Source organism: Roseburia sp. AF12-17LB (assembly GCF_003479605.1).
GTDB classification, from domain to species: Bacteria; Bacillota; Clostridia; order Lachnospirales; family Lachnospiraceae; genus Roseburia_C; species Roseburia_C amylophila.
This window is the reverse complement of the sequence record NZ_QUHR01000007.1, coordinates 81,072-98,866: the sequence shown is the minus strand read 5'-3', so window position 1 is coordinate 98,866 and position 17,795 is coordinate 81,072. Positions and strand designations below refer to the sequence as shown.

The window sequence follows — 17,795 nt, the reverse complement described above, 5'->3', positions numbered from 1 at the left end:
ATAGTTCTCCTGCCTGCATAGAATGAAAAAGAAGCTCTTAGCAGGAGAATGAGGATGCGCTTTCTTATGTTCCTGTCAGATGCCCTGATTCCGATACTGGTCTTTTACATAGTAGGATTCGGCATTCTGATGAAGAAAAATGTATATGACGATTTCTTAAAGGGAGCAAAAGAGGGCATACAGACAGTGGTCGGAATTCTGCCAACGCTGGTGGGACTTATGGTAGCAGTCGGGATCCTAAGAGCCTCCGGGCTGTTGGACTTCATTTCTACTACCTGCATGGGCTGGACGAAACATATCGGAATCCCTTCCGAGCTTATCCCCATTGCCATTGTCAAAATGTTTTCCTCCTCGGCGGCAACCGGACTGCTGGTGGATTTATACAAGGAAGCCGGATGTGATTCCTTTGTAGGAATGGCAGCCTCTGTCATGTTAAGCTGCACCGAGACCATTTTTTATACCATGTCAATTTATTTTATGTCGGTAAAAGTACGAAAGACCGGCTTTACACTTCCGGGGGCATTGTTTGCTACGCTGGCAGGAATTGCGGCAAGTATCTTTTTGGCGGGACGGGTGTAGACTTTCCATAAATAGTGTGCTACACTTTTTCTGGGTTGACGAAGACTGTACAGGACTTCAGATGATGAAGATACAATTCTTCAAAAATCAGGAATAAAAGTGCTTGTAACTGTATATTATGTAAGGCAGGGACATAGAAATTTGACATTTGCAGAAGGAAGGACTATAATAGCTTTTGCAAATAAATAGCGCGGGATGGAGCAGTCTGGAAGCTCGTCGGGCTCATAACCCGAAGGTCACAGGTTCAAATCCTGTTCCCGCAACTCTTTAACCACTGCCTTATGGGCGGTGGTTTTCTTAGTTTACAGGAAATTGCTTTCCTGTAAAGTAAAAAACGCTCCGCGAGGATGCGCACTGCGGCGTATAAGGTAGATGTCGCAATCGACCGCCGCAGGCGCGAGAATGTGCCAAGGCACATTCTTTTTTACGCGAGTTGCTCGCAGTTACCAACGCATCCGTAAGAAGCTGCCAGTGGCAGATTCTGTAGGTCTATTGCAGCAAATAGAGAAAAATAAGGGGTGTGACAATGACAGGAAAGATTAAAAATGAGCGAAAGAAGAAAAAGCAGCAGAATATCCTGTTTCGGATTTTATTTCTGCTGGCACTGGCAGTATTTTTGTATGCGGCAGTAAGATTGATTCTGTATGGAATTACTTACTGGAAAGGAAGCCATGAATATAAGGGACTGCAGAAATATGTCAGGGAGCAGCCAAAGGATGAAAGCAGTACGGAAGAAAACGGAGAATTTACCGTAGATTTTTCCGGATTAAAGGAGCTGAACCCGGACTGCATCGGCTGGATCCGGTTTGAAAATATTGATATCAGCTATCCGATTATGCAGGGAGAGGATAATGAATATTATCTGAAGCATACCTTTGAGGGACAGGCTGTAACAGCGGCAAGTATTTTCATGGATGCCAACAATCATGCTGATTTTTCTGACCAGAATACCTTCATCTATGGTCATAATATGAAGGACAAGACCATGTTTGGTAAATTAAATAACTATAAGGATGAGGAATTTTATAAAGAAAATCCGTATTTTTATATTTATACACCGGATTATACCTACCGTTATGATATTTTTTCCTGTTATCTGGCAAGAGTGGATAATGAAGTGGATTTCTATACCCAGTTTGCATCCGATGAGCAGTTTCAGGAATTCTTAGATGGTGTAAAGGCGCAGTCAGCGTATGATACCGGCGTAGAGGTAACACCAGAGGATAAAGTAATTACATTGATGACCTGCAACAAAGCAGGCTATGATTACCGTTTCTTGGTACATGCGGTACAGACAGAGGCAGTTCCAAACGGTGACGTGGCGCCGGCAGAGGAGAATGCAGGCACAGAAAGCGAAGCGGAATAAAAGAGAAAGACTACTTTTAATGGAACAGGAGGCAGCAGAATGGATGGTATCGAGACATTAAAGCAATGGGTCATGGACTCAGATAATATTGTATTCTTTGGAGGTGCAGGTGTATCTACGGAGAGCGGCATTCCGGATTTCAGGAGTGTGGACGGACTTTATAACCAGAAATACGATTATCCGCCGGAAACCATCTTAAGCCACAGCTTTTATATGCGTAAAAAAGAAGAATTTTACCGATTCTACCGGGATAAAATGCTGTGCCTGGATGCAAAGCCTAACGCGGCACATAAGAAATTGGCAGAGCTTGAGGCAGCCGGTAAATTAAAGGCGGTTGTGACGCAGAATATTGATGGACTGCATCAGGCAGCCGGCAGTAAAAAGGTATTAGAGCTTCATGGCAGTGTCCACCGGAACTACTGCCAGAGCTGCGGAAAGCTATTTGATGCCGAATATATTTTAAAGAGCAGTGGAATTCCAACCTGTGATGAATGCGGCGGCAGCATCAAGCCGGATGTGGTTTTATATGAGGAAGGCTTAGACCAGCAGACCTTAGAGGATGCGGTGTATTATATCAGCCATGCAGATATGCTCATCATCGGAGGTACTTCACTGGCAGTATATCCTGCAGCAGGACTTATCGATTATTACCGGGGCAATAAGCTGGTGCTGATTAATAAGTCCACCACGCCATTGGACAACCGGGCAGACTTACTGATACAGGGCAGCATCGGAGCCGTATTGTCAGAGGTCTGAAAGAGGCAGAAGAAATTACCTAATAATATAGAAGATAATCATAGAAGAAAGGGACGACATGAATAATTATCAATACGAAGTAGGCGATATTGTAAAATTAAAAAAACAGCATCCCTGTGGAAGCCAGGAGTGGGAAATTCTTCGGGTAGGAGCGGATTTCCGGTTGAAATGCATGGGTTGTGACCATCAGATTATGATTGCCAGAAAACTGGTGGAGAAGAATACCAAAGGTCTTCGAAAAAAAAGTGAGCAAAAAAATGAAACAGAATCGTAAGAATAATAAGAAAAACACTTGCGAAACGGGTCAGATTATGCTATCATATAGGCTCGTGATATGTAAAAATTCCTTGCTTCCCGCATAGACAGGAGGCCAGAGACCAAAAGGAGGTAAATCTAGCATGAACAAATATGAATTAGCACTTGTTGTGAATGCCAAGATCGAAGACGATGTCAGAACTGCTACAGTTGAGAGAGCAAAAGAGTATATCACTCGTGCAGGTGGAACTGTAACAGAAGTAGAAGAGTGGGGTAAGAAGAAATTAGCTTACGACATTCAGAAAATGAGCGACGGCTTCTACTATTTCATCCAGTTCGAGGCAGAATCATCTGTTCCGGCAGAAGTAGAGCAGAATGTTCGTATTATGGACAACGTACTTCGTTTCTTATGCGTTAGAAAAGACGAGGCATAAATAGAAGAGAAGGAGAAAGTGGTATGAATAAAGTTATACTTATGGGACGTTTAACAAGAGACCCGGAGGTTCGTTACTCCAGCGGAGATAACCAGATGGCAATCGCAAGATATTCACTGGCTGTAGACCGCAGAGGCAGACGTGAAGGGAATGATGGGCAGACCGCTGATTTTATCAACTGCGTGGCATTTGGAAGAGCAGGAGAGTTTGCTGAGAAATATTTCCATAAAGGAATTAAGGTACTTGTAACAGGTCGTATCCAGACCGGAAGTTACACCAACAAAGACGGTCAGAAAGTATATGCCACTGATGTCATAATAGAAGAGCAGGAATTTGCTGAGAGTAAATCAGCATCCGACAATGCAGGCGGTTTTGCACCGGCTGACAGACCTTCACCAAGCAGTGCAGGCGATGGATTTATGAATATCCCTGACGGAATTGATGAGGAATTACCATTTAACTAAATCAATAGGAGGTAATAGCCATGGCTTTCAATAAGACAGACAGAGATGGTGCGCCAATGAGAAGAAGAGGCGGAATGCACAGAAGAAAGAAAGTTTGTGTTTTCTGTGGAAAAGACAACACCATCGATTATAAAGATGTAAATAAGTTAAAAAGATATATCTCTGAGAGAGGAAAAATTCTTCCAAGAAGAATTACAGGAAACTGTGCAAAACATCAGAGAGCTTTGACAGTTGCTATCAAGAGAGCACGTCATATCGCAATTATGCCTTACGTTCAGGATTAATTCTGAAACCGGCAGGTACACAACGTATACAAAAGGACGATTCGAAAGAATCGTCCTTTTTGTACTTTACAGGAAATTGCTTTCCTGTAAAGTAAAAGCCGCTCCGCGAGGATGTACCTTGGCACATTCTTTGTTCCATGTAGCGAGAAAATCGCATGCCTGCATACAGATTTAAAACCAGAGAAGTAAAATCGGTTGCGAAATAGAATAAGGTATGGTATATTATTCCATGTAACTGTGTTAATGCGCTAAAGAACAATGAATGTAAGGGAGAAATTATCATGAAAACATTGAAGAAAGCATTAGTAACTGGTTTAGTTGCCGTAATGATGGTAGTAAACCTGGCTGGCTGTGGAAAATTTGATGCAGCAGCTTATGTAGAGTCATGCCTTGATCTTTTAACAAAAGGAGAGACAGAGCAGTACATGAAAATGACCGGCCGAAGCAAAGAGCAGGCAGAATCTGATTACGAATCTAACATCGATGCTATGATGACAGAGATGGATCAGTTCAACTTATCCGATGAGTTAAGCAACAGCTATCGTCAGCTTTTTAAAGATGTATATGCAAAAGCAAAATATACCGTGAAAGATGCTGAGAAGATGGATGACAAAGACGGATATTATGTAACTGTTGAAATTGAGCAGATGACAGGTCTTTTCAACGGAATCCAGGAAGAACTTATGACAGAGTTCACAGAGTGGGCAAATTCCTTTGATGCAGATGCTTATCCAACAGAGGATGAAATGTATGAACAGATGTATCAGATGATGTATGATCTTATGAGTGCAAGAGTAGACAGCATCACATATAATGATCCACAGGAAGTTGTTGTAGAAGTGATTGGAGAAGACAACGTATACAGCATTTCTGATGGAAGCATGACAGAGCTTGATGAAGCATTATTAGATGTAGCAACAGAGTAATTAAAATCAGAAATCATTATTAATAAGAAGAAGGCAGGTAATTGCAAAAGCAGTTACCTGCCTTCTTCTTATTAATAATTTTATAAATGTTTTACTTGTTTTCTTTAAGGGCATTTGTTACAATCAACACAAAGCATATATTCTAATTTTCGAATGGCAAAAGCCAATCTAAATTTCTGGTATCAATTCAATGAATTCTATGCTTTTAAATTCTAATTACAATTAATGAACGCATAGTGCATTGGATAGGCGGAATTTCAGAATCGAAAATGAGATATGCAGTCCTGCTTTTCCGTGCATTATGGGAAAAGGAGGAAACATGAAAACTTTAGAAGAACTAAATCTGGTGGATGACTTTCTGGTAAACAGCCTGACCAGCCACAAAATTTATGGGGAACAGTCGGCGAGATACATTTTGGAATGTATTCTGCATCGGCAGATAGGAAAGCTTACGGTAGTGCCACAACGTTTCTTCTGCGGAGAGAATACAGAGACTCACGGCATTCGGCTGGATGTATATCTGGATGAAGAAAACGGAGAAATCTTTGATATAGAACCAGACCAGAATGACGGGAAAGAAGAAATCGTATCACTGCCACGAAGAGTCCGGTTTTACCATGCGAAGATTGACGCAGGCAATCTGACGGCAGGGGATACCTATGGGAGTCTTCGGAATGTCATCGTAATCTTTATTACAACTTATGATCCCTTTGGATTGAATCGTATGGTGTATACAATCAAAAATGGATGTATCGAAGTACCGGAATTAGAATATGAGGATGGCGCACAGACGATATTCTTGTATACAAGGGGAAGGGAAGGAAACCCGCCGGAGGAATTAAAACAGCTACTGCATTACATGGAGCATTCATCCATAGAGAATGCTCCATCTGAAAACTTGAAAAAGTTACATCGGATGGTAACGGCAGTTAAGCGGGATGGAGAGGTAGGTCTTGCATATATGAAGAGTTTTGAGAGAGAAGAGCGGATTCGGAAACAGGGCGAAGCAGAAGGAAAAGCAGAGGAAATCATACGTCTTGGTCGCCGATTTGAAAAATCCAAAGATGAGATAGTGGAATTATTAAAGGAAGAATTAGGCGTAAAAGAAGAAAATGCACTGGAAATTTTAGAAATGTATGATAAATAAAGAAGAACTACATTAAAATATTGAAAGCAGGCATATCATAGTTTTGATATACCTGCTTTTTTACATACAATTTACAAAACCATAGCTTTGCATTTTACGTTCTTCCATTATGATAGCAATTGTCACGAGGACGAGAAAGAAAAAAATAAATCATTTTGGAGGAAAGAAAATGAAGAAGAAATTATTATCCGTAATGATTGTAGGAGCATTAGCAATCAGCGCTTTAACAGGATGTGGAAGCAAAGATACTACATCAAACGACAGCCAGGCTGACACAACAGCAGAAGCAGACACAAACACAGATAGCAGCGACGCAGCATCAGATTTTGATACCAGTGAAATGATCAATGTACAGTCCAGAGAAGATGGTTCCGGAACAAGAGGAGCATTCATCGAGCTGTTCGGTATCGAAGAGAAAGATGCAGATGGAAATAAAATTGATAACACAACAGAGGAAGCAAACATCACAAACAGTACAGAAGTAATGCTTACATCTGTAGCAGGTGATGAATATGCAATCGGTTATGTATCACTTGGTTCTTTAAATGATACCGTAAAGGCATTAAAGATTGACGGAGCAGAAGCAACTGCAGAAAATATCAAAGCTGGTACATACAAAATCGCAAGACCATTTAACATCGCAACGAAAGGTGATGCAACAGGACTTGCAGCAGATTTCATCAACTACATCATGAGTGATGAAGGACAGAAAGTAATCGAAGACAATGGTTATATTTCACAGGGAAGCAACGGAGCATTTACATCGGATGGTTCTACCGGAAAAATCGTAGTAGCTGGTTCTTCTTCTGTAACACCTGTAATGGAGAAATTAATTGAAGCATACAAAGCAATCAACAAAGATGCAGAAATCGAACTTCAGGAATCTGATTCTACAACAGGTATGACAGCAGCAATGGAAGGAACCTGTGATATCGGAATGGCTTCCAGAGAATTAAAAGAAAGCGAAACAGAAGGTGGACTTACCGCACAGGTAATTGCAATGGATGGTATCGCAGTAGTAGTAAACAACAGTAACCCAATGGATGAGATGAGTTCAGATAATGTAAAGGATATCTTCACAGGTGCAGTAACAACCTGGGATGAAGTTGCAAAATAAATCTGCAAGTAGAATAAGGTAAGAACAGTATGAATAATTTCAAAGAAAAAGCAATGAAAATAGTATTCTTACTCACAGCCAGTTTCTCCATACTGGCTGTTGCCTTAATCTGTGTTTTCCTTTTTGCAAATGGAATACCGGCAATCAAAGAAATCGGATTGCCGGACTTTCTGCTAGGTACAAAATGGAAACCGGGAAATAACCTCTACGGGATCTTCCCGATGATTTTAGGCAGTATCTATGTAACCGCCGGAGCAATTGTGGTGGGAGTACCAATTGGGATTTTAATGGCAATCTTTATGGCAAGATTTTGCCCGAAGAAGCTTCATAGCTTCTTAAAGCCGATGGTAGATCTGTTAGCAGGAATCCCGTCCATCGTATATGGATTCTTTGGTCTGGTAGTCATAGTACCATTTGTAAGAGAACATTTTAAAGGAAATGGAAACAGTATATTTACAGCATCGATTCTTCTTGGAATCATGATACTTCCAACCATAATCAGTGTATCGGAAGCTGCAATCCGTGCAGTGCCGGAGCATTATTATGAAGGTGCACTGGCACTTGGCGCAACCCATGAGCGGAGTGTTTTTAAAACCGTGGTTCCGGCAGCAAAATCAGGAATTATGGCAGCAGTCATCTTGGGAATCGGCCGTGCCATTGGTGAGACCATGGCGGTTATGATGGTAGTAGGTAACCAGGCACGTATTCCGAACAGTATATTTAAGGGTGTACGTACCCTGACAACAAATATCGTAATTGAAATGGGTTATGCAACGGACCTGCATCGTGAGGCATTGATTGCAACCGGCGTTGTGTTGTTTGTATTTATCCTTATTATCAATCTGGTATTTTCAATTGTAAAAGGAAAGGCGGATAAAGAATAATGACAAAATTCAAAGATAAAATGAATTCTTATAAAAAGCATCCGGGTTCCTTCCTTTTATTACTGCTGGTAGTAGCAGCGGCAATTATAACAGTAGCAGTATTACTTTATCTGGTGGCGTACATATTGATTCACGGTGTGCCATATTTAAAACCAGGTCTTTTCGCATTGGAATATAATTCGGATAACGTATCCATGCTTCCGGCAATGATAAATACACTGGAAATGACGCTGTTTTCCCTGCTTTTTGCAGTACCGCTTGGAATCGGAGCCGCAGTTTATCTGGTGGAATATGCACCGAAGGGAAGTAAACTGGTTAAAGTAGTAAGAATTACGGCAGAGACCTTAACCGGTATCCCTTCTATTATATATGGTCTGTTTGGTATGTTATTTTTCGTAACTTATCTGCACTGGGGTTATTCCATGTTAGCCGGTGCGGCAACCCTTGCCATTATGGTATTGCCGGTTATCATGCGAACAACAGAAGAAGCATTACTCTGTGTACCGGATACCTACCGGGAAGGAAGCTTTGGATTGGGAGCCGGAAGACTTCGTACGGTATTCCGTATCGTACTCCCATCTGCGATGCCTGGAATCTTGTCCGGAATCATTCTGGCAGTAGGACGAATTGTAGGAGAGACCGCAGCACTGATTTATACTGCAGGAACGGTAGCAGACCTTGCACCAAACCTGATGGCATCCGGACGAACCTTGGCCGTTCATATGTATTCCCTTTCCAGAGAGGGCTTACATACCAATGAAGCTTATGCAACCGGCGTAGTCCTTCTGGTTATTGTATTACTGATAAATGGTGTATCAACGTTGATAGCCAGAAAATTCACGAAAGGAGATGGAGAAGTAAAATGAGTGAGCAGGCAAAATTTTCTGTCAAAGGACTTGACTTATATTACGGAGATTTCCACGCATTAAAAGATGTGAATCTTGATATCAATGCAAAAGAGATAACTGCATTTATCGGACCATCCGGGTGTGGAAAGTCAACATTTTTAAAAACATTAAACAGAATGAATGATTTGGTAGAGGGCTGTAAGATTACCGGAGACGTAAGATTAGACGGTGAAAATATATACAGCGGCATGGATGTCAGCCAGCTTAGAAAGCGTGTGGGAATGGTATTCCAGAAGCCAAATCCATTTCCGATGAGTATCTATGACAACATTGCATACGGTCCGAGAACCCACGGTATCCACAACAAAGCCAAATTAAATGAAATCGTGGAGACATCCCTGCGTCAGGCAGCTATCTGGGATGAAGTAAAGGATCGTCTGAATAAGAGTGCATTGGGAATGTCCGGTGGACAGCAGCAGAGACTTTGTATTGCAAGAGCACTGGCAGTACAGCCGGAAGTAATCCTGATGGATGAGCCGACTTCTGCACTGGATCCGATTTCCACTTCCAAAATTGAGGATCTGGTAATCGAATTAAAAAAAGATTATACCATTATTATGGTAACCCACAATATGCAGCAGGCAACCCGAGTATCGGATAAAACAGTATTTTTCTTATTGGGAGAGATTATTGAGAGTGGAGATACCGAAAAATTATTCTCCGTTCCAACAGACAAACGGACAGAAGATTATATTACAGGGAGGTTCGGTTAAATGCGTAATCGTTTTGACAGACAGCTAGAACAGTTAAACAATGAATTAATCCAGATGGGAAGCATGATAGAGCATGCCATTGAAATGGCAGTTTCTGCCCTGGTAAACCAGGATACGGAAAAAGCCAAGGAAGCAATGGCATATGATGTGGAAATCGACCATCAGGAGCGTGATATTGAATCCTTATGCATGAAGCTTTTATTGCAGCAACAGCCGGTGGCAAGAGATTTGCGCCTGATTTCTGCAGCATTAAAAATGATTACCGATATGGAGCGAATCGGTGACCATGCCGGTGATATTTCCGAGATGACACTGCTGATGTCTGATGAACCGTATATCATCAGCCCGGAAGAGATTCAGGGTATGGCAAAGGAAACCACAGACATGGTTATCAAGAGCATTGATGCCTTTGTAAAACGCGATATGGAGCTGGCAAAGAAAGTAATCGCACAGGATGATGTTGTGGATGACCTTTTTATGAAAGTAAAACAGGATTTAATCCAGATGATTAATAAGAGTGCAAAAAATGGCGAGCAGGCAGCAGATATCCTTATGGTAGCCAAATATTTTGAACGTATCGGCGACCATGCTACCAATATTGCGGAGTGGGTCATCTATTCTATTACGGGAAGTCATATTGACTAAAAATTCTTAGACAAAAGAGAAAAAATAAGTACATTTTTTACACTGCTTATACATAATTCTTACAAACTGATAAAATATCCTTGCAAAAAGTCTCTAAAGTGTATATGGTGTATATGTAAGACGAAAAATATGTAAAAAATTGAAAAGTCTATGCATATTACCATGCATAAGGAGGACAAAATGGACATTTTTGGAATACTGACACTGATTGGAGGATTGGCCCTGTTCCTGTATGGAATGGATGTTATGGGAGCCGGGCTGGAGAAAGTATCAGGAGGCAAGTTAGAACGGATACTGGAGAAATTAACTTCCAATCCGCTGAAAGGTGTATTATTAGGAGCCGGAGTAACTGCTGTTATTCAGTCATCTTCAGCAACTACCGTAATGGTAGTTGGTTTTGTAAATTCCGGAATTATGAAACTTTCCCAGGCAATTGGTATTATCATGGGTGCCAATATCGGTACAACGGTAACATCCTGGCTCTTAAGTCTGACCGGAATAGATAGTGGAAATGTATGGATTAATCTCTTGAAACCATCTTCTTTTACACCGGTTCTTGCGATGATAGGTATTGTTTTAATGATGACCGGAAAGAAAAGCAAGAAAGCTGATGTAGGGGAGATTTTATTAGGCTTTGCAGTATTGATGACCGGAATGGAAAGTATGAGCGGAGCAGTAAAACCGTTGGCTGATGTTCCTGAATTTACCAATATACTGACTATGTTCCATAATCCAATTTTAGGAATTCTGGTAGGAGCACTTCTGACAGCGGTGATTCAGAGCTCGTCCGCATCTGTAGGTATACTGCAGGCACTGTCTGTAACAGGAGCATTTACTTATGGCTCAGTTATTCCAATTATTTTAGGACAGAATATCGGAACCTGTGTTACAGCTATGATTTCTTCTGTTGGAGCAAACCGGAATGCAAAGCGAACTGCTTTTGTGCATCTGTATTTTAATATTATTGGTACCGTATTGTTTCTGACATTATATAGTATTTTGAATGCAGTTATTCATTTTCCGTTTGCAAATGATACAGTTGGTGTAGCAGGAATTGCACTGATTCACAGTATCTTTAATATATTTGCAACTGTAGTTTTATTCCCATTTACAAAAGGACTGGAGAAGCTGGCATATCTGACACTTCCGATTACCGAAGAGGAAAAGAGCAAGAAAGAGGTACAGGAGTTCCCGTTATTAGACGACCGTTTCCTTGCAACACCATCCTTTGCCATTGAGCAGTGCCACAGCATGTCCATTGAGATGGCAAACCTTTCCAAGGATTCCTTCTTAGAAGCAATCGGACTTTTGGAGAATTATACACAGGAAGTAGCAGATGACATTATCGCAAAGGAAAATCTCGTAGATAAATACGAAGACAAGCTGCGTGCTTATCTGACCAAGTTAAGCAGTCAGAATTTGACCTATGCAGACAGCCAGAATGTATCTACGCTGTTACATTGTATTACAGATTTTGAACGTATTTCGGACCATGCAGCGAATATCGTAGATTCCAATATCGAGATGAAAAAGAAGGAGCTGGTTTTCTCTAAGAAAGCAGAGGAAGAAATGCATGTATTTGGAAAAGCAGTAGAAGACATTCTCTGCCGTACCATGACTGCATACACTGCCGATGATGAAGAGCTGGCTAAGACCGTAGAACCATTAGAGCAGGTTATTGATGAATTAAATAAAGCAATTAAGAAACGGCATATCAAACGTCTCCGGAAAGGAAAATGTTCTATCGAGTTAGGACTGGTGCTGGCAGATATCGTTACCAACTATGAACGTGTATCAGACCATTGTTCCAACATTGCAGTCTGCCTGATCCAGGAACAGGATAAAGATGTAGAAGAGCATGACCTGACGGCACATATGGATGAAGAAGACAATAGAAAATTTGCAGAGCAGATAAAAGAATATACAGAAAAATACGCTTTGCCGGAAAAATAAAAAAGCCGGGAGGGAAATGCAATGGCACTTATTTATATCGTAGAAGATGATATAAACATACGGGAAATCGAACGTTATGCACTAAAAAACAGTGGATTTGAAGTAGAGGAATTTGATAACGGAAAAGATTTCTTCCAGAGAGTGTCAGAGCAGGCACCATCCCTGATGCTGTTAGATATTATGCTGCCGGGAGAGGATGGGCTGGAAATTTTAAGCCGTGTCCGGAAAAATCCAGCAACAGAAAAGACTCCTGTGATTATGGTAACGGCAAAGACCACAGAGATTGACAAAGTCCGTGGACTGGATATGGGTGCAGATGATTATATCAGTAAGCCTTTTGGCGTTATGGAGCTGATCTCCAGAGTGAAAGCATTACTCCGCCGCACCGAAAAGGAAGATGATGGTGATACATTAGCCTGTGGAAGCATAGAGATTGATAATAAGCGTCACAGCGTAACCGTTCAGGGAGAAACCTGTGAGCTTACTTTTAAAGAATTTGAACTATTAAAATACCTTATGATAAACCAGGGCATTGTATTATCCCGTGACAAGCTGATGAATCAGGTCTGGGGATTTGAATACGAAGGAGAAAGCCGTACTGTAGATATGCACATAAAGACGCTCCGGCACAAGCTTGGCGATGGCGGACAACAGATTAAAACCATCCGCAATGTGGGCTATGTGATGGAGCCATAGGAGCATTCATGAAGAAAAAAATAAATATACGATTTATTATGATAGCAGCGCTTGCCATTGTGGTCACAGCGCTGTCTGCTATGTTGGTGTATTATAATATTTTAAAAGAGCAGGTATTTGGAGATTTGAAAGCCTACGCCCATGTGATAGAGCTTTTGAATATAGATGACCTTGCAGTGGAAATAGAAAAAGACCCGTATAATCCCATCGATGATGACCTTCGAATCACATTGATTGGAACAGATGGGGAAGTATTATATGAAAGTCTGTTAAATAAAGACGAGATGGACAATCATAATGAACGCCCGGAAATTATTGAAGCAAGGGAAAAAGGTGAAGGCGAAGCCGTCCGTTACTCGGCCACTTCCGGAACCCATACTTTTTACTATGCGGAGCGTTTACAGAATGGAAATGTGCTTCGAATCGGAAGGGATTCCGTCAGTGTAAACCGTATTATGGTAAATACTTTAGTGATTGTACTGGTAATTGCACTTGGCATTCTCTTTGTCTGTATGGGAATTTCCCATTATCTGACGAAGAAGCTGGTAGAGCCTATCGAGAAGCTGGCAACGAATATTATGCTGGTGGATGAAAATAATGTATATGAAGAAATCCGGCCTTTTGTGAATACTATTAAGGAGCAGCACGTCAATATTATCAATAATGCGCAGCTTCGCCAGGAATTTACCGCGAACGTATCCCATGAATTAAAGACACCGCTGACGGCAATTTCCGGTTATGCGGAGTTAATCGGAAACGGAATGACCGGTAAAGAGGATACCATCCGTTTCTCTAATGAGATACATTCCAATGCCAACCGGCTGTTAAGCCTGATTAATGATATTATAAAGCTTTCAGAACTGGATGAAGCAGACCACCAGATGGAAATGGAAAGAATCGACCTTTATAAACTGGCAGAGAACTGTGTGCAGATGATGCAGGTGACAGCAGAGAAGCAGGGAATCAGGCTGACGTTGCAGGGAGAAAGCACCATGGCCATGGCAAACAAGGGACTGATGGATGAAGTCTTTTATAATCTTTGCAGCAATGCCATCCGCTATAATAAGCCAGGCGGAAGTGTTACAGTAACGGTAGGAACAAAGGATGAGCGTCCGTTCTTAAGTGTAGCGGATACCGGAATCGGAATTCCAAAGGAATGCCAGGAACGTGTATTTGAGCGGTTTTACCGGGTAGATAAGAGCCGTTCGAAATCCACCGGCGGAACAGGACTTGGACTTGCCATTGTAAAGCATATTGTGGCACAGCATAATGCTGCCCTTCACTTGGACAGTGAGCTGGATGAGGGAACCACCATAGAAATTGTATTTTAGGAAGAACAAGAATGGAAAGAATTGACATAAATTATCATTTAGCGTATATTTGAATAACAATCCGTGAGGGAGTAGTTCGCGTGAATACGTGATTTGTCAACAACCTCGGTCTGATGAAGGCCTGGCAAATCTTAATGAATGAGACTCATGTATGCAGCACAGGATAACTGCATACATGCAGTCTCATTTTAAATATACTATCGGAGGAATTTGTGTTTATGGTAATGTTCTTTACACTCTTACTGATGGGAGCAGGTCTTTCGATGGATGCTTTTGCAGTGTCTATTTGTAAGGGACTTTCCATGCGGAAGGTAAACAAAAAGCAATGTCTTGTAATTGGCTTATTCTTCGGAGGATTCCAGGCACTGATGCCATTTATTGGCTGGGTACTGGGAAGCCAGTTTGAACAGTATATTACAAGCATTGACCACTGGATTGCATTTATCCTGTTAGGATTTATCGGTGGAAAAATGGTAGTGGAAGCAATCCGGGAAAAGGATGAAGCAGTAGAAGTCGGGAAAATGGACCCGCCACTGGATTTCAAAGAGATGTTTATTCTGGCAATCGCAACCAGCATCGATGCCCTTGCCGTTGGAATCACATTTGCATTTCTGCAGGTGCCAATCGTTGAGGCAATTTCCATCATCGGAATTACGACCTTTGTGATTTCTGTCATTGGTGTGTATGTAGGAAACTTCTTTGGAAACAGATATAAGAAGAAGGCGGAATTGGCTGGCGGTATAATTCTTATCTTAATCGGACTTAAGATTTTGCTGGAGCATCTTGGAATTTTGGCATTTTAAAAGAAGGAGGAATATAATATGACAACAATCTGGACATATGTATTACTGGTAGTTGGTTTTGTACTGTTAATTAAAGGAGCAGATTTCTTTGTAGAAGGAAGCTCGGGAATTGCAAAGAAATTAAAGGTGCCATCGTTGATTATCGGACTTACGATAGTGGCAATGGGAACATCCCTGCCGGAATGTGCCGTCAGTGTGGCAGCAGCTATTTCCGGAAACAATGCCCTGGCAGTCAGTAATGTAGTTGGCTCAAATATCTTTAACCTGATGGTGGTTTGTGGTTTCTGTGCCGTAATTACACCACTTGCAGTAGGAAAAAAGACCTTAAAGCAGGAATTTCCGTTTTCTGTGCTTATGGCAGCCCTGCTTTTAGTGCTGGGTTACATTGGAATGAGCGTTGGCAGAATAGATGGTGTGATTTTATTGATTTTCTTTGCTCTCTTCATGTTCTGGATGGTGCATTCTGCATTAAAGGCAAGAACAGCAGGAATTACAACAGATGCTTCTGAAGAAGCAGATGAGATTGAACGCGCAAAGCCAATCCCGGTATGGCTCTGTCTTGTATACATTGTAGGTGGAGCAGCAGCCATTGCATTTGGTGGCGACATGGTAGTAGACAGTGCGTCTGCTATTGCAGCAGCATTCGGGTTGAGCCAGAATTTAATCGGGCTTACGATAGTAGCAATGGGAACGTCATTACCGGAGCTGGTAACCTCTATTGTGGCAGCCCGTAAAAATGAAGTAGATATGGCTTTGGGAAATGTCATTGGTTCTAATATTTTCAATATCCTTTTTGTTCTTGGTATTGCCGCAGCCATAAGTCCGGTCGCCTTTATCATGGAAAATGTGATTGATATTGTAATCTTAATTGCAATGAGCATAATGGTACTGCTGTTTGCCTGGAGCAGGCAGAAAATAAACCGCATTGAAGGAGCAATTATGCTGCTTTCCTATGCGGGATATATGGTCTATATCTGTATGAGATAATATATTTGATAAGAAATAAGAAGCCCGTTATTGTGGGCTTCTTATTGTGTTATGCGCGCAGCAAAAATATCTGTAAGAAGCTGCCGGTGGCAGATTCTGCAGGATGCTGACTAATTTTCCGATTCTTCTAACTGGGAAAGTACATTGTTAAGCTGGAAGGTGGAGCTGTCTATCAGGTCCGGAATGGAACCTAAGTATTCCAGATGAAAGCCGGCATAGCGGAAGAAATAGGTTGTTCTTAATCCATCATCCGGGATGGCAAGCTCGATATATTCATCTGTTGTATCAAGGTCAATGAGATAATATTCATTTGTTATATCGGAGGCAGCACTGCGGGACAGTGTAAAGTCGCCATTATAAAGCATTTCAGAATAATCGGTTCCATCTACCGTCAGGGTAGAAGAAAGCATTCCCGTTTCTTCGTTGTAAGTAGTGTCGTAGTAGACGGCATCCATTTCTCCGTTTCCATCCATATCTGCAGATACGGCAGAGCCCATAAGAGCATTTAACTGGAAATTGCCCGTGTAATGATATTCCGGTCTAAGTGCATTGAGCTGCTGGTAAGGCACAGAAAATAACAGTGTTTCGGAATAGGATGGAGTAATAACACCGTCATTTGCAATAAAAGTAATTCCTGCTTTGGTAAAATACCAGTTGCCATCCATCAGTACATGTTCCAAAAGGTTCGAAGATACATCGGAGCCGTCATGTTTGGCAAGCTGGCTGATTTTGCCGTAGTTCGGTAACAAAAGCTGCTGGTTAATAAAAGAAAGTGCACTGTTTATCAGGGCATTGGAATCTGTAGCAATATCAGAAAGAGAAAGTGTTTTGCCATTTTCCAGATCATAATTAAACCCACCATAAGCAGCACTGTGGGTCTCCTCACTGGTAAATTCTTTTCTGGTACTCTCAAAAGAGATAATCCGGCTGTCCTGTCTGGTACAGGAAAAATCCTCATCTAAGTGATAGGCGGAAAAGGAATCCGGTGACTCAGCAAAAGAAATTCTTGCGGAAAGCAGACTTTCTAATCGGGCATCTTGGAAAGCATCCAGTTCTTCGTTTAAAGATTGTGTAATGGTTTTGGAAATCTTCGGATGACCGTCTATGGTCACCGTTGGTTTCTGATAGGAGGTATATAATAAAACAGTAGATAAATCATCGGCATGATAAGTCTCTGTTTTGGAATTAAATGTTATTGTTACCGGGTCATTCCGGGACTGTTCTGTTGACTCTTCTGTAGCGTCCGGCTGTTCACTGCCGGAATCCGTCTGTACAGAAGACTGTTTCTTCCCACCACATCCGCAAAAGACCAGGGTGGCAATACAAATCAGGGCAATAAATCTTTGCTTCATAGATATCTCCTTGTGGTTCGCATTCGTACCTAGAGTATAGCACATTTTATCTGGAAAAATCTTTAAAAAAGAATGAAGTTTTCCGGGGAAAGCGTTAGGGGGTGAAAGAAGCGTAATGTCCGTGCTGTTCAGTGAGTCCGAATGCGACATAAGGGCGGCAAGGGGCACTAAGAATTTCGAAGGGATATGAGATTG

At 41.6% G+C, this 17,795-nt stretch carries 20 protein-coding genes and 1 tRNA gene; 20 read left to right on the top strand and 1 reads right to left on the bottom strand.

Annotated features, from left to right (window positions below):
- The first annotated feature begins 54 nt into the window (after positions 1 to 54).
- The 20 genes from DWV68_RS09865 to DWV68_RS09770 all read left to right on the top strand — a co-directional run bounded on the left by DWV68_RS09865 (position 55) and on the right by DWV68_RS09770 (position 16,248).
- Positions 55 to 579, top strand: coding sequence for a spore maturation protein (locus tag DWV68_RS09865; protein ID WP_022244272.1), 525 nt, complete (start codon positions 55 to 57; stop codon positions 577 to 579).
- A 189-nt stretch (positions 580 to 768) separates the two neighbouring features.
- Positions 769 to 842, top strand: a tRNA-Met gene (locus DWV68_RS09860).
- Between the two features lie 263 nt (positions 843 to 1,105).
- Positions 1,106 to 1,945, top strand: a complete 840-nt coding sequence (srtB, locus tag DWV68_RS09855; RefSeq protein WP_117947474.1) for a class B sortase — start codon at positions 1,106 to 1,108, stop codon at positions 1,943 to 1,945.
- Positions 1,946 to 1,984: 39 nt separating this feature from the next.
- Complete coding sequence (locus tag DWV68_RS09850; protein WP_022244270.1) at positions 1,985 to 2,701, top strand: NAD-dependent protein deacylase; 717 nt, start codon at positions 1,985 to 1,987, stop codon at positions 2,699 to 2,701.
- Between the two features lie 58 nt (positions 2,702 to 2,759).
- Positions 2,760 to 2,975 (top strand): DUF951 domain-containing protein, encoded by a 216-nt coding sequence (locus tag DWV68_RS09845; protein WP_117842265.1) that lies wholly within the window; start codon positions 2,760 to 2,762, stop codon positions 2,973 to 2,975.
- Between the two features lie 124 nt (positions 2,976 to 3,099).
- A complete protein-coding gene (gene rpsF / locus DWV68_RS09840) occupies positions 3,100 to 3,390 on the top strand; it encodes a 30S ribosomal protein S6 (protein ID WP_022244268.1) in 291 nt (96 codons plus the stop codon).
- A 23-nt stretch (positions 3,391 to 3,413) separates the two neighbouring features.
- The gene (locus DWV68_RS09835; protein ID WP_118665675.1) at positions 3,414 to 3,854 is read left to right on the top strand and encodes a single-stranded DNA-binding protein; all 441 of its coding nucleotides are present in this window, start codon (positions 3,414 to 3,416) and stop codon (positions 3,852 to 3,854) included.
- Between the two features lie 20 nt (positions 3,855 to 3,874).
- Entirely contained in the window at positions 3,875 to 4,138 is a 264-nt protein-coding gene (gene rpsR / locus DWV68_RS09830; protein ID WP_022244266.1) for a 30S ribosomal protein S18, read from the top strand.
- A 281-nt stretch (positions 4,139 to 4,419) separates the two neighbouring features.
- Positions 4,420 to 5,064, top strand: a complete 645-nt coding sequence (locus DWV68_RS09825) for a hypothetical protein (RefSeq protein WP_117842264.1) — start codon at positions 4,420 to 4,422, stop codon at positions 5,062 to 5,064.
- 319 nt (positions 5,065 to 5,383) lie between these two features.
- A complete protein-coding gene (locus DWV68_RS09820; RefSeq protein WP_118057523.1) occupies positions 5,384 to 6,211 on the top strand; it encodes a PD-(D/E)XK nuclease family transposase in 828 nt (275 codons plus the stop codon).
- A gap of 169 nt (positions 6,212 to 6,380) precedes the next feature.
- Positions 6,381 to 7,328: a substrate-binding domain-containing protein gene (locus DWV68_RS09815; RefSeq protein ID WP_118665673.1), complete on the top strand. Its 948-nt coding sequence runs from the start codon at positions 6,381 to 6,383 to the stop codon at positions 7,326 to 7,328.
- A gap of 29 nt (positions 7,329 to 7,357) precedes the next feature.
- A complete protein-coding gene (pstC, locus tag DWV68_RS09810; protein ID WP_117697926.1) occupies positions 7,358 to 8,212 on the top strand; it encodes a phosphate ABC transporter permease subunit PstC in 855 nt (284 codons plus the stop codon).
- Complete coding sequence (gene pstA, locus DWV68_RS09805) at positions 8,212 to 9,078, top strand: phosphate ABC transporter permease PstA (protein ID WP_117842260.1); 867 nt, start codon at positions 8,212 to 8,214, stop codon at positions 9,076 to 9,078. Before pstC ends, pstA begins: the two co-directional genes overlap by 1 nt.
- Positions 9,075 to 9,833 carry a phosphate ABC transporter ATP-binding protein PstB gene (gene pstB / locus DWV68_RS09800; protein WP_117697924.1) on the top strand — a complete coding sequence of 253 codons (759 nt, stop codon included), beginning with the start codon at positions 9,075 to 9,077 and terminating at the stop codon, positions 9,831 to 9,833. The genes pstA and pstB overlap by 4 nt, the downstream gene beginning before the upstream one ends.
- Positions 9,834 to 10,478 (top strand): phosphate signaling complex protein PhoU, encoded by a 645-nt coding sequence (gene phoU, locus DWV68_RS09795; RefSeq protein WP_117947481.1) that lies wholly within the window; start codon positions 9,834 to 9,836, stop codon positions 10,476 to 10,478. It begins immediately after the preceding gene.
- A gap of 180 nt (positions 10,479 to 10,658) precedes the next feature.
- The gene (locus DWV68_RS09790; protein WP_118665671.1) at positions 10,659 to 12,431 is read left to right on the top strand and encodes a Na/Pi cotransporter family protein; all 1,773 of its coding nucleotides are present in this window, start codon (positions 10,659 to 10,661) and stop codon (positions 12,429 to 12,431) included.
- Positions 12,432 to 12,452: 21 nt separating this feature from the next.
- On the top strand, positions 12,453 to 13,127 hold the full coding sequence (locus DWV68_RS09785) for a response regulator transcription factor (RefSeq protein WP_118665669.1): 675 nt from the start codon (positions 12,453 to 12,455) through the stop codon (positions 13,125 to 13,127).
- Positions 13,128 to 13,135: 8 nt separating this feature from the next.
- Positions 13,136 to 14,458 carry a sensor histidine kinase gene (locus tag DWV68_RS09780; protein ID WP_118665667.1) on the top strand — a complete coding sequence of 441 codons (1,323 nt, stop codon included), beginning with the start codon at positions 13,136 to 13,138 and terminating at the stop codon, positions 14,456 to 14,458.
- Positions 14,459 to 14,676: 218 nt separating this feature from the next.
- The gene (locus DWV68_RS09775) at positions 14,677 to 15,261 is read left to right on the top strand and encodes a manganese efflux pump MntP (RefSeq protein ID WP_118088362.1); all 585 of its coding nucleotides are present in this window, start codon (positions 14,677 to 14,679) and stop codon (positions 15,259 to 15,261) included.
- Between the two features lie 18 nt (positions 15,262 to 15,279).
- Complete coding sequence (locus DWV68_RS09770; RefSeq protein ID WP_118665665.1) at positions 15,280 to 16,248, top strand: calcium/sodium antiporter; 969 nt, start codon at positions 15,280 to 15,282, stop codon at positions 16,246 to 16,248.
- Between the two features lie 110 nt (positions 16,249 to 16,358).
- Here DWV68_RS09770 and DWV68_RS09765 read toward each other — a convergent pair whose 3' ends face one another.
- A complete protein-coding gene (locus tag DWV68_RS09765) occupies positions 16,359 to 17,600 on the bottom strand; it encodes a hypothetical protein (protein ID WP_118665663.1) in 1,242 nt (413 codons plus the stop codon).
- Positions 17,601 to 17,795: the final 195 nt, after the last annotated feature.

Excerpts from the sequence above, each read along its gene's own strand:
- DWV68_RS09865 (WP_022244272.1), top strand. The coding sequence starts at position 55 with ATGCGCTTTCTTATGTTCCTGTCAGATGCCCTGATTCCGATACTGGTC.
- srtB (WP_117947474.1), top strand. The coding sequence starts at position 1,106 with ATGACAGGAAAGATTAAAAATGAGCGAAAGAAGAAAAAGCAGCAGAAT.
- DWV68_RS09850 (WP_022244270.1), top strand. The coding sequence starts at position 1,985 with ATGGATGGTATCGAGACATTAAAGCAATGGGTCATGGACTCAGATAAT.
- DWV68_RS09845 (WP_117842265.1), top strand. The coding sequence starts at position 2,760 with ATGAATAATTATCAATACGAAGTAGGCGATATTGTAAAATTAAAAAAA.
- rpsF (WP_022244268.1), top strand. The coding sequence starts at position 3,100 with ATGAACAAATATGAATTAGCACTTGTTGTGAATGCCAAGATCGAAGAC.
- DWV68_RS09835 (WP_118665675.1), top strand. The coding sequence starts at position 3,414 with ATGAATAAAGTTATACTTATGGGACGTTTAACAAGAGACCCGGAGGTT.
- rpsR (WP_022244266.1), top strand. The coding sequence starts at position 3,875 with ATGGCTTTCAATAAGACAGACAGAGATGGTGCGCCAATGAGAAGAAGA.
- DWV68_RS09825 (WP_117842264.1), top strand. The coding sequence starts at position 4,420 with ATGAAAACATTGAAGAAAGCATTAGTAACTGGTTTAGTTGCCGTAATG.
- DWV68_RS09820 (WP_118057523.1), top strand. The coding sequence starts at position 5,384 with ATGAAAACTTTAGAAGAACTAAATCTGGTGGATGACTTTCTGGTAAAC.
- DWV68_RS09815 (WP_118665673.1), top strand. The coding sequence starts at position 6,381 with ATGAAGAAGAAATTATTATCCGTAATGATTGTAGGAGCATTAGCAATC.
- pstC (WP_117697926.1), top strand. The coding sequence starts at position 7,358 with ATGAATAATTTCAAAGAAAAAGCAATGAAAATAGTATTCTTACTCACA.
- pstA (WP_117842260.1), top strand. The coding sequence starts at position 8,212 with ATGACAAAATTCAAAGATAAAATGAATTCTTATAAAAAGCATCCGGGT.
- pstB (WP_117697924.1), top strand. The coding sequence starts at position 9,075 with ATGAGTGAGCAGGCAAAATTTTCTGTCAAAGGACTTGACTTATATTAC.
- phoU (WP_117947481.1), top strand. The coding sequence starts at position 9,834 with ATGCGTAATCGTTTTGACAGACAGCTAGAACAGTTAAACAATGAATTA.
- DWV68_RS09790 (WP_118665671.1), top strand. The coding sequence starts at position 10,659 with ATGGACATTTTTGGAATACTGACACTGATTGGAGGATTGGCCCTGTTC.
- DWV68_RS09785 (WP_118665669.1), top strand. The coding sequence starts at position 12,453 with ATGGCACTTATTTATATCGTAGAAGATGATATAAACATACGGGAAATC.
- DWV68_RS09780 (WP_118665667.1), top strand. The coding sequence starts at position 13,136 with ATGAAGAAAAAAATAAATATACGATTTATTATGATAGCAGCGCTTGCC.
- DWV68_RS09775 (WP_118088362.1), top strand. The coding sequence starts at position 14,677 with ATGGTAATGTTCTTTACACTCTTACTGATGGGAGCAGGTCTTTCGATG.
- DWV68_RS09770 (WP_118665665.1), top strand. The coding sequence starts at position 15,280 with ATGACAACAATCTGGACATATGTATTACTGGTAGTTGGTTTTGTACTG.
- DWV68_RS09765 (WP_118665663.1), bottom strand. The coding sequence starts at position 17,600 with ATGAAGCAAAGATTTATTGCCCTGATTTGTATTGCCACCCTGGTCTTT.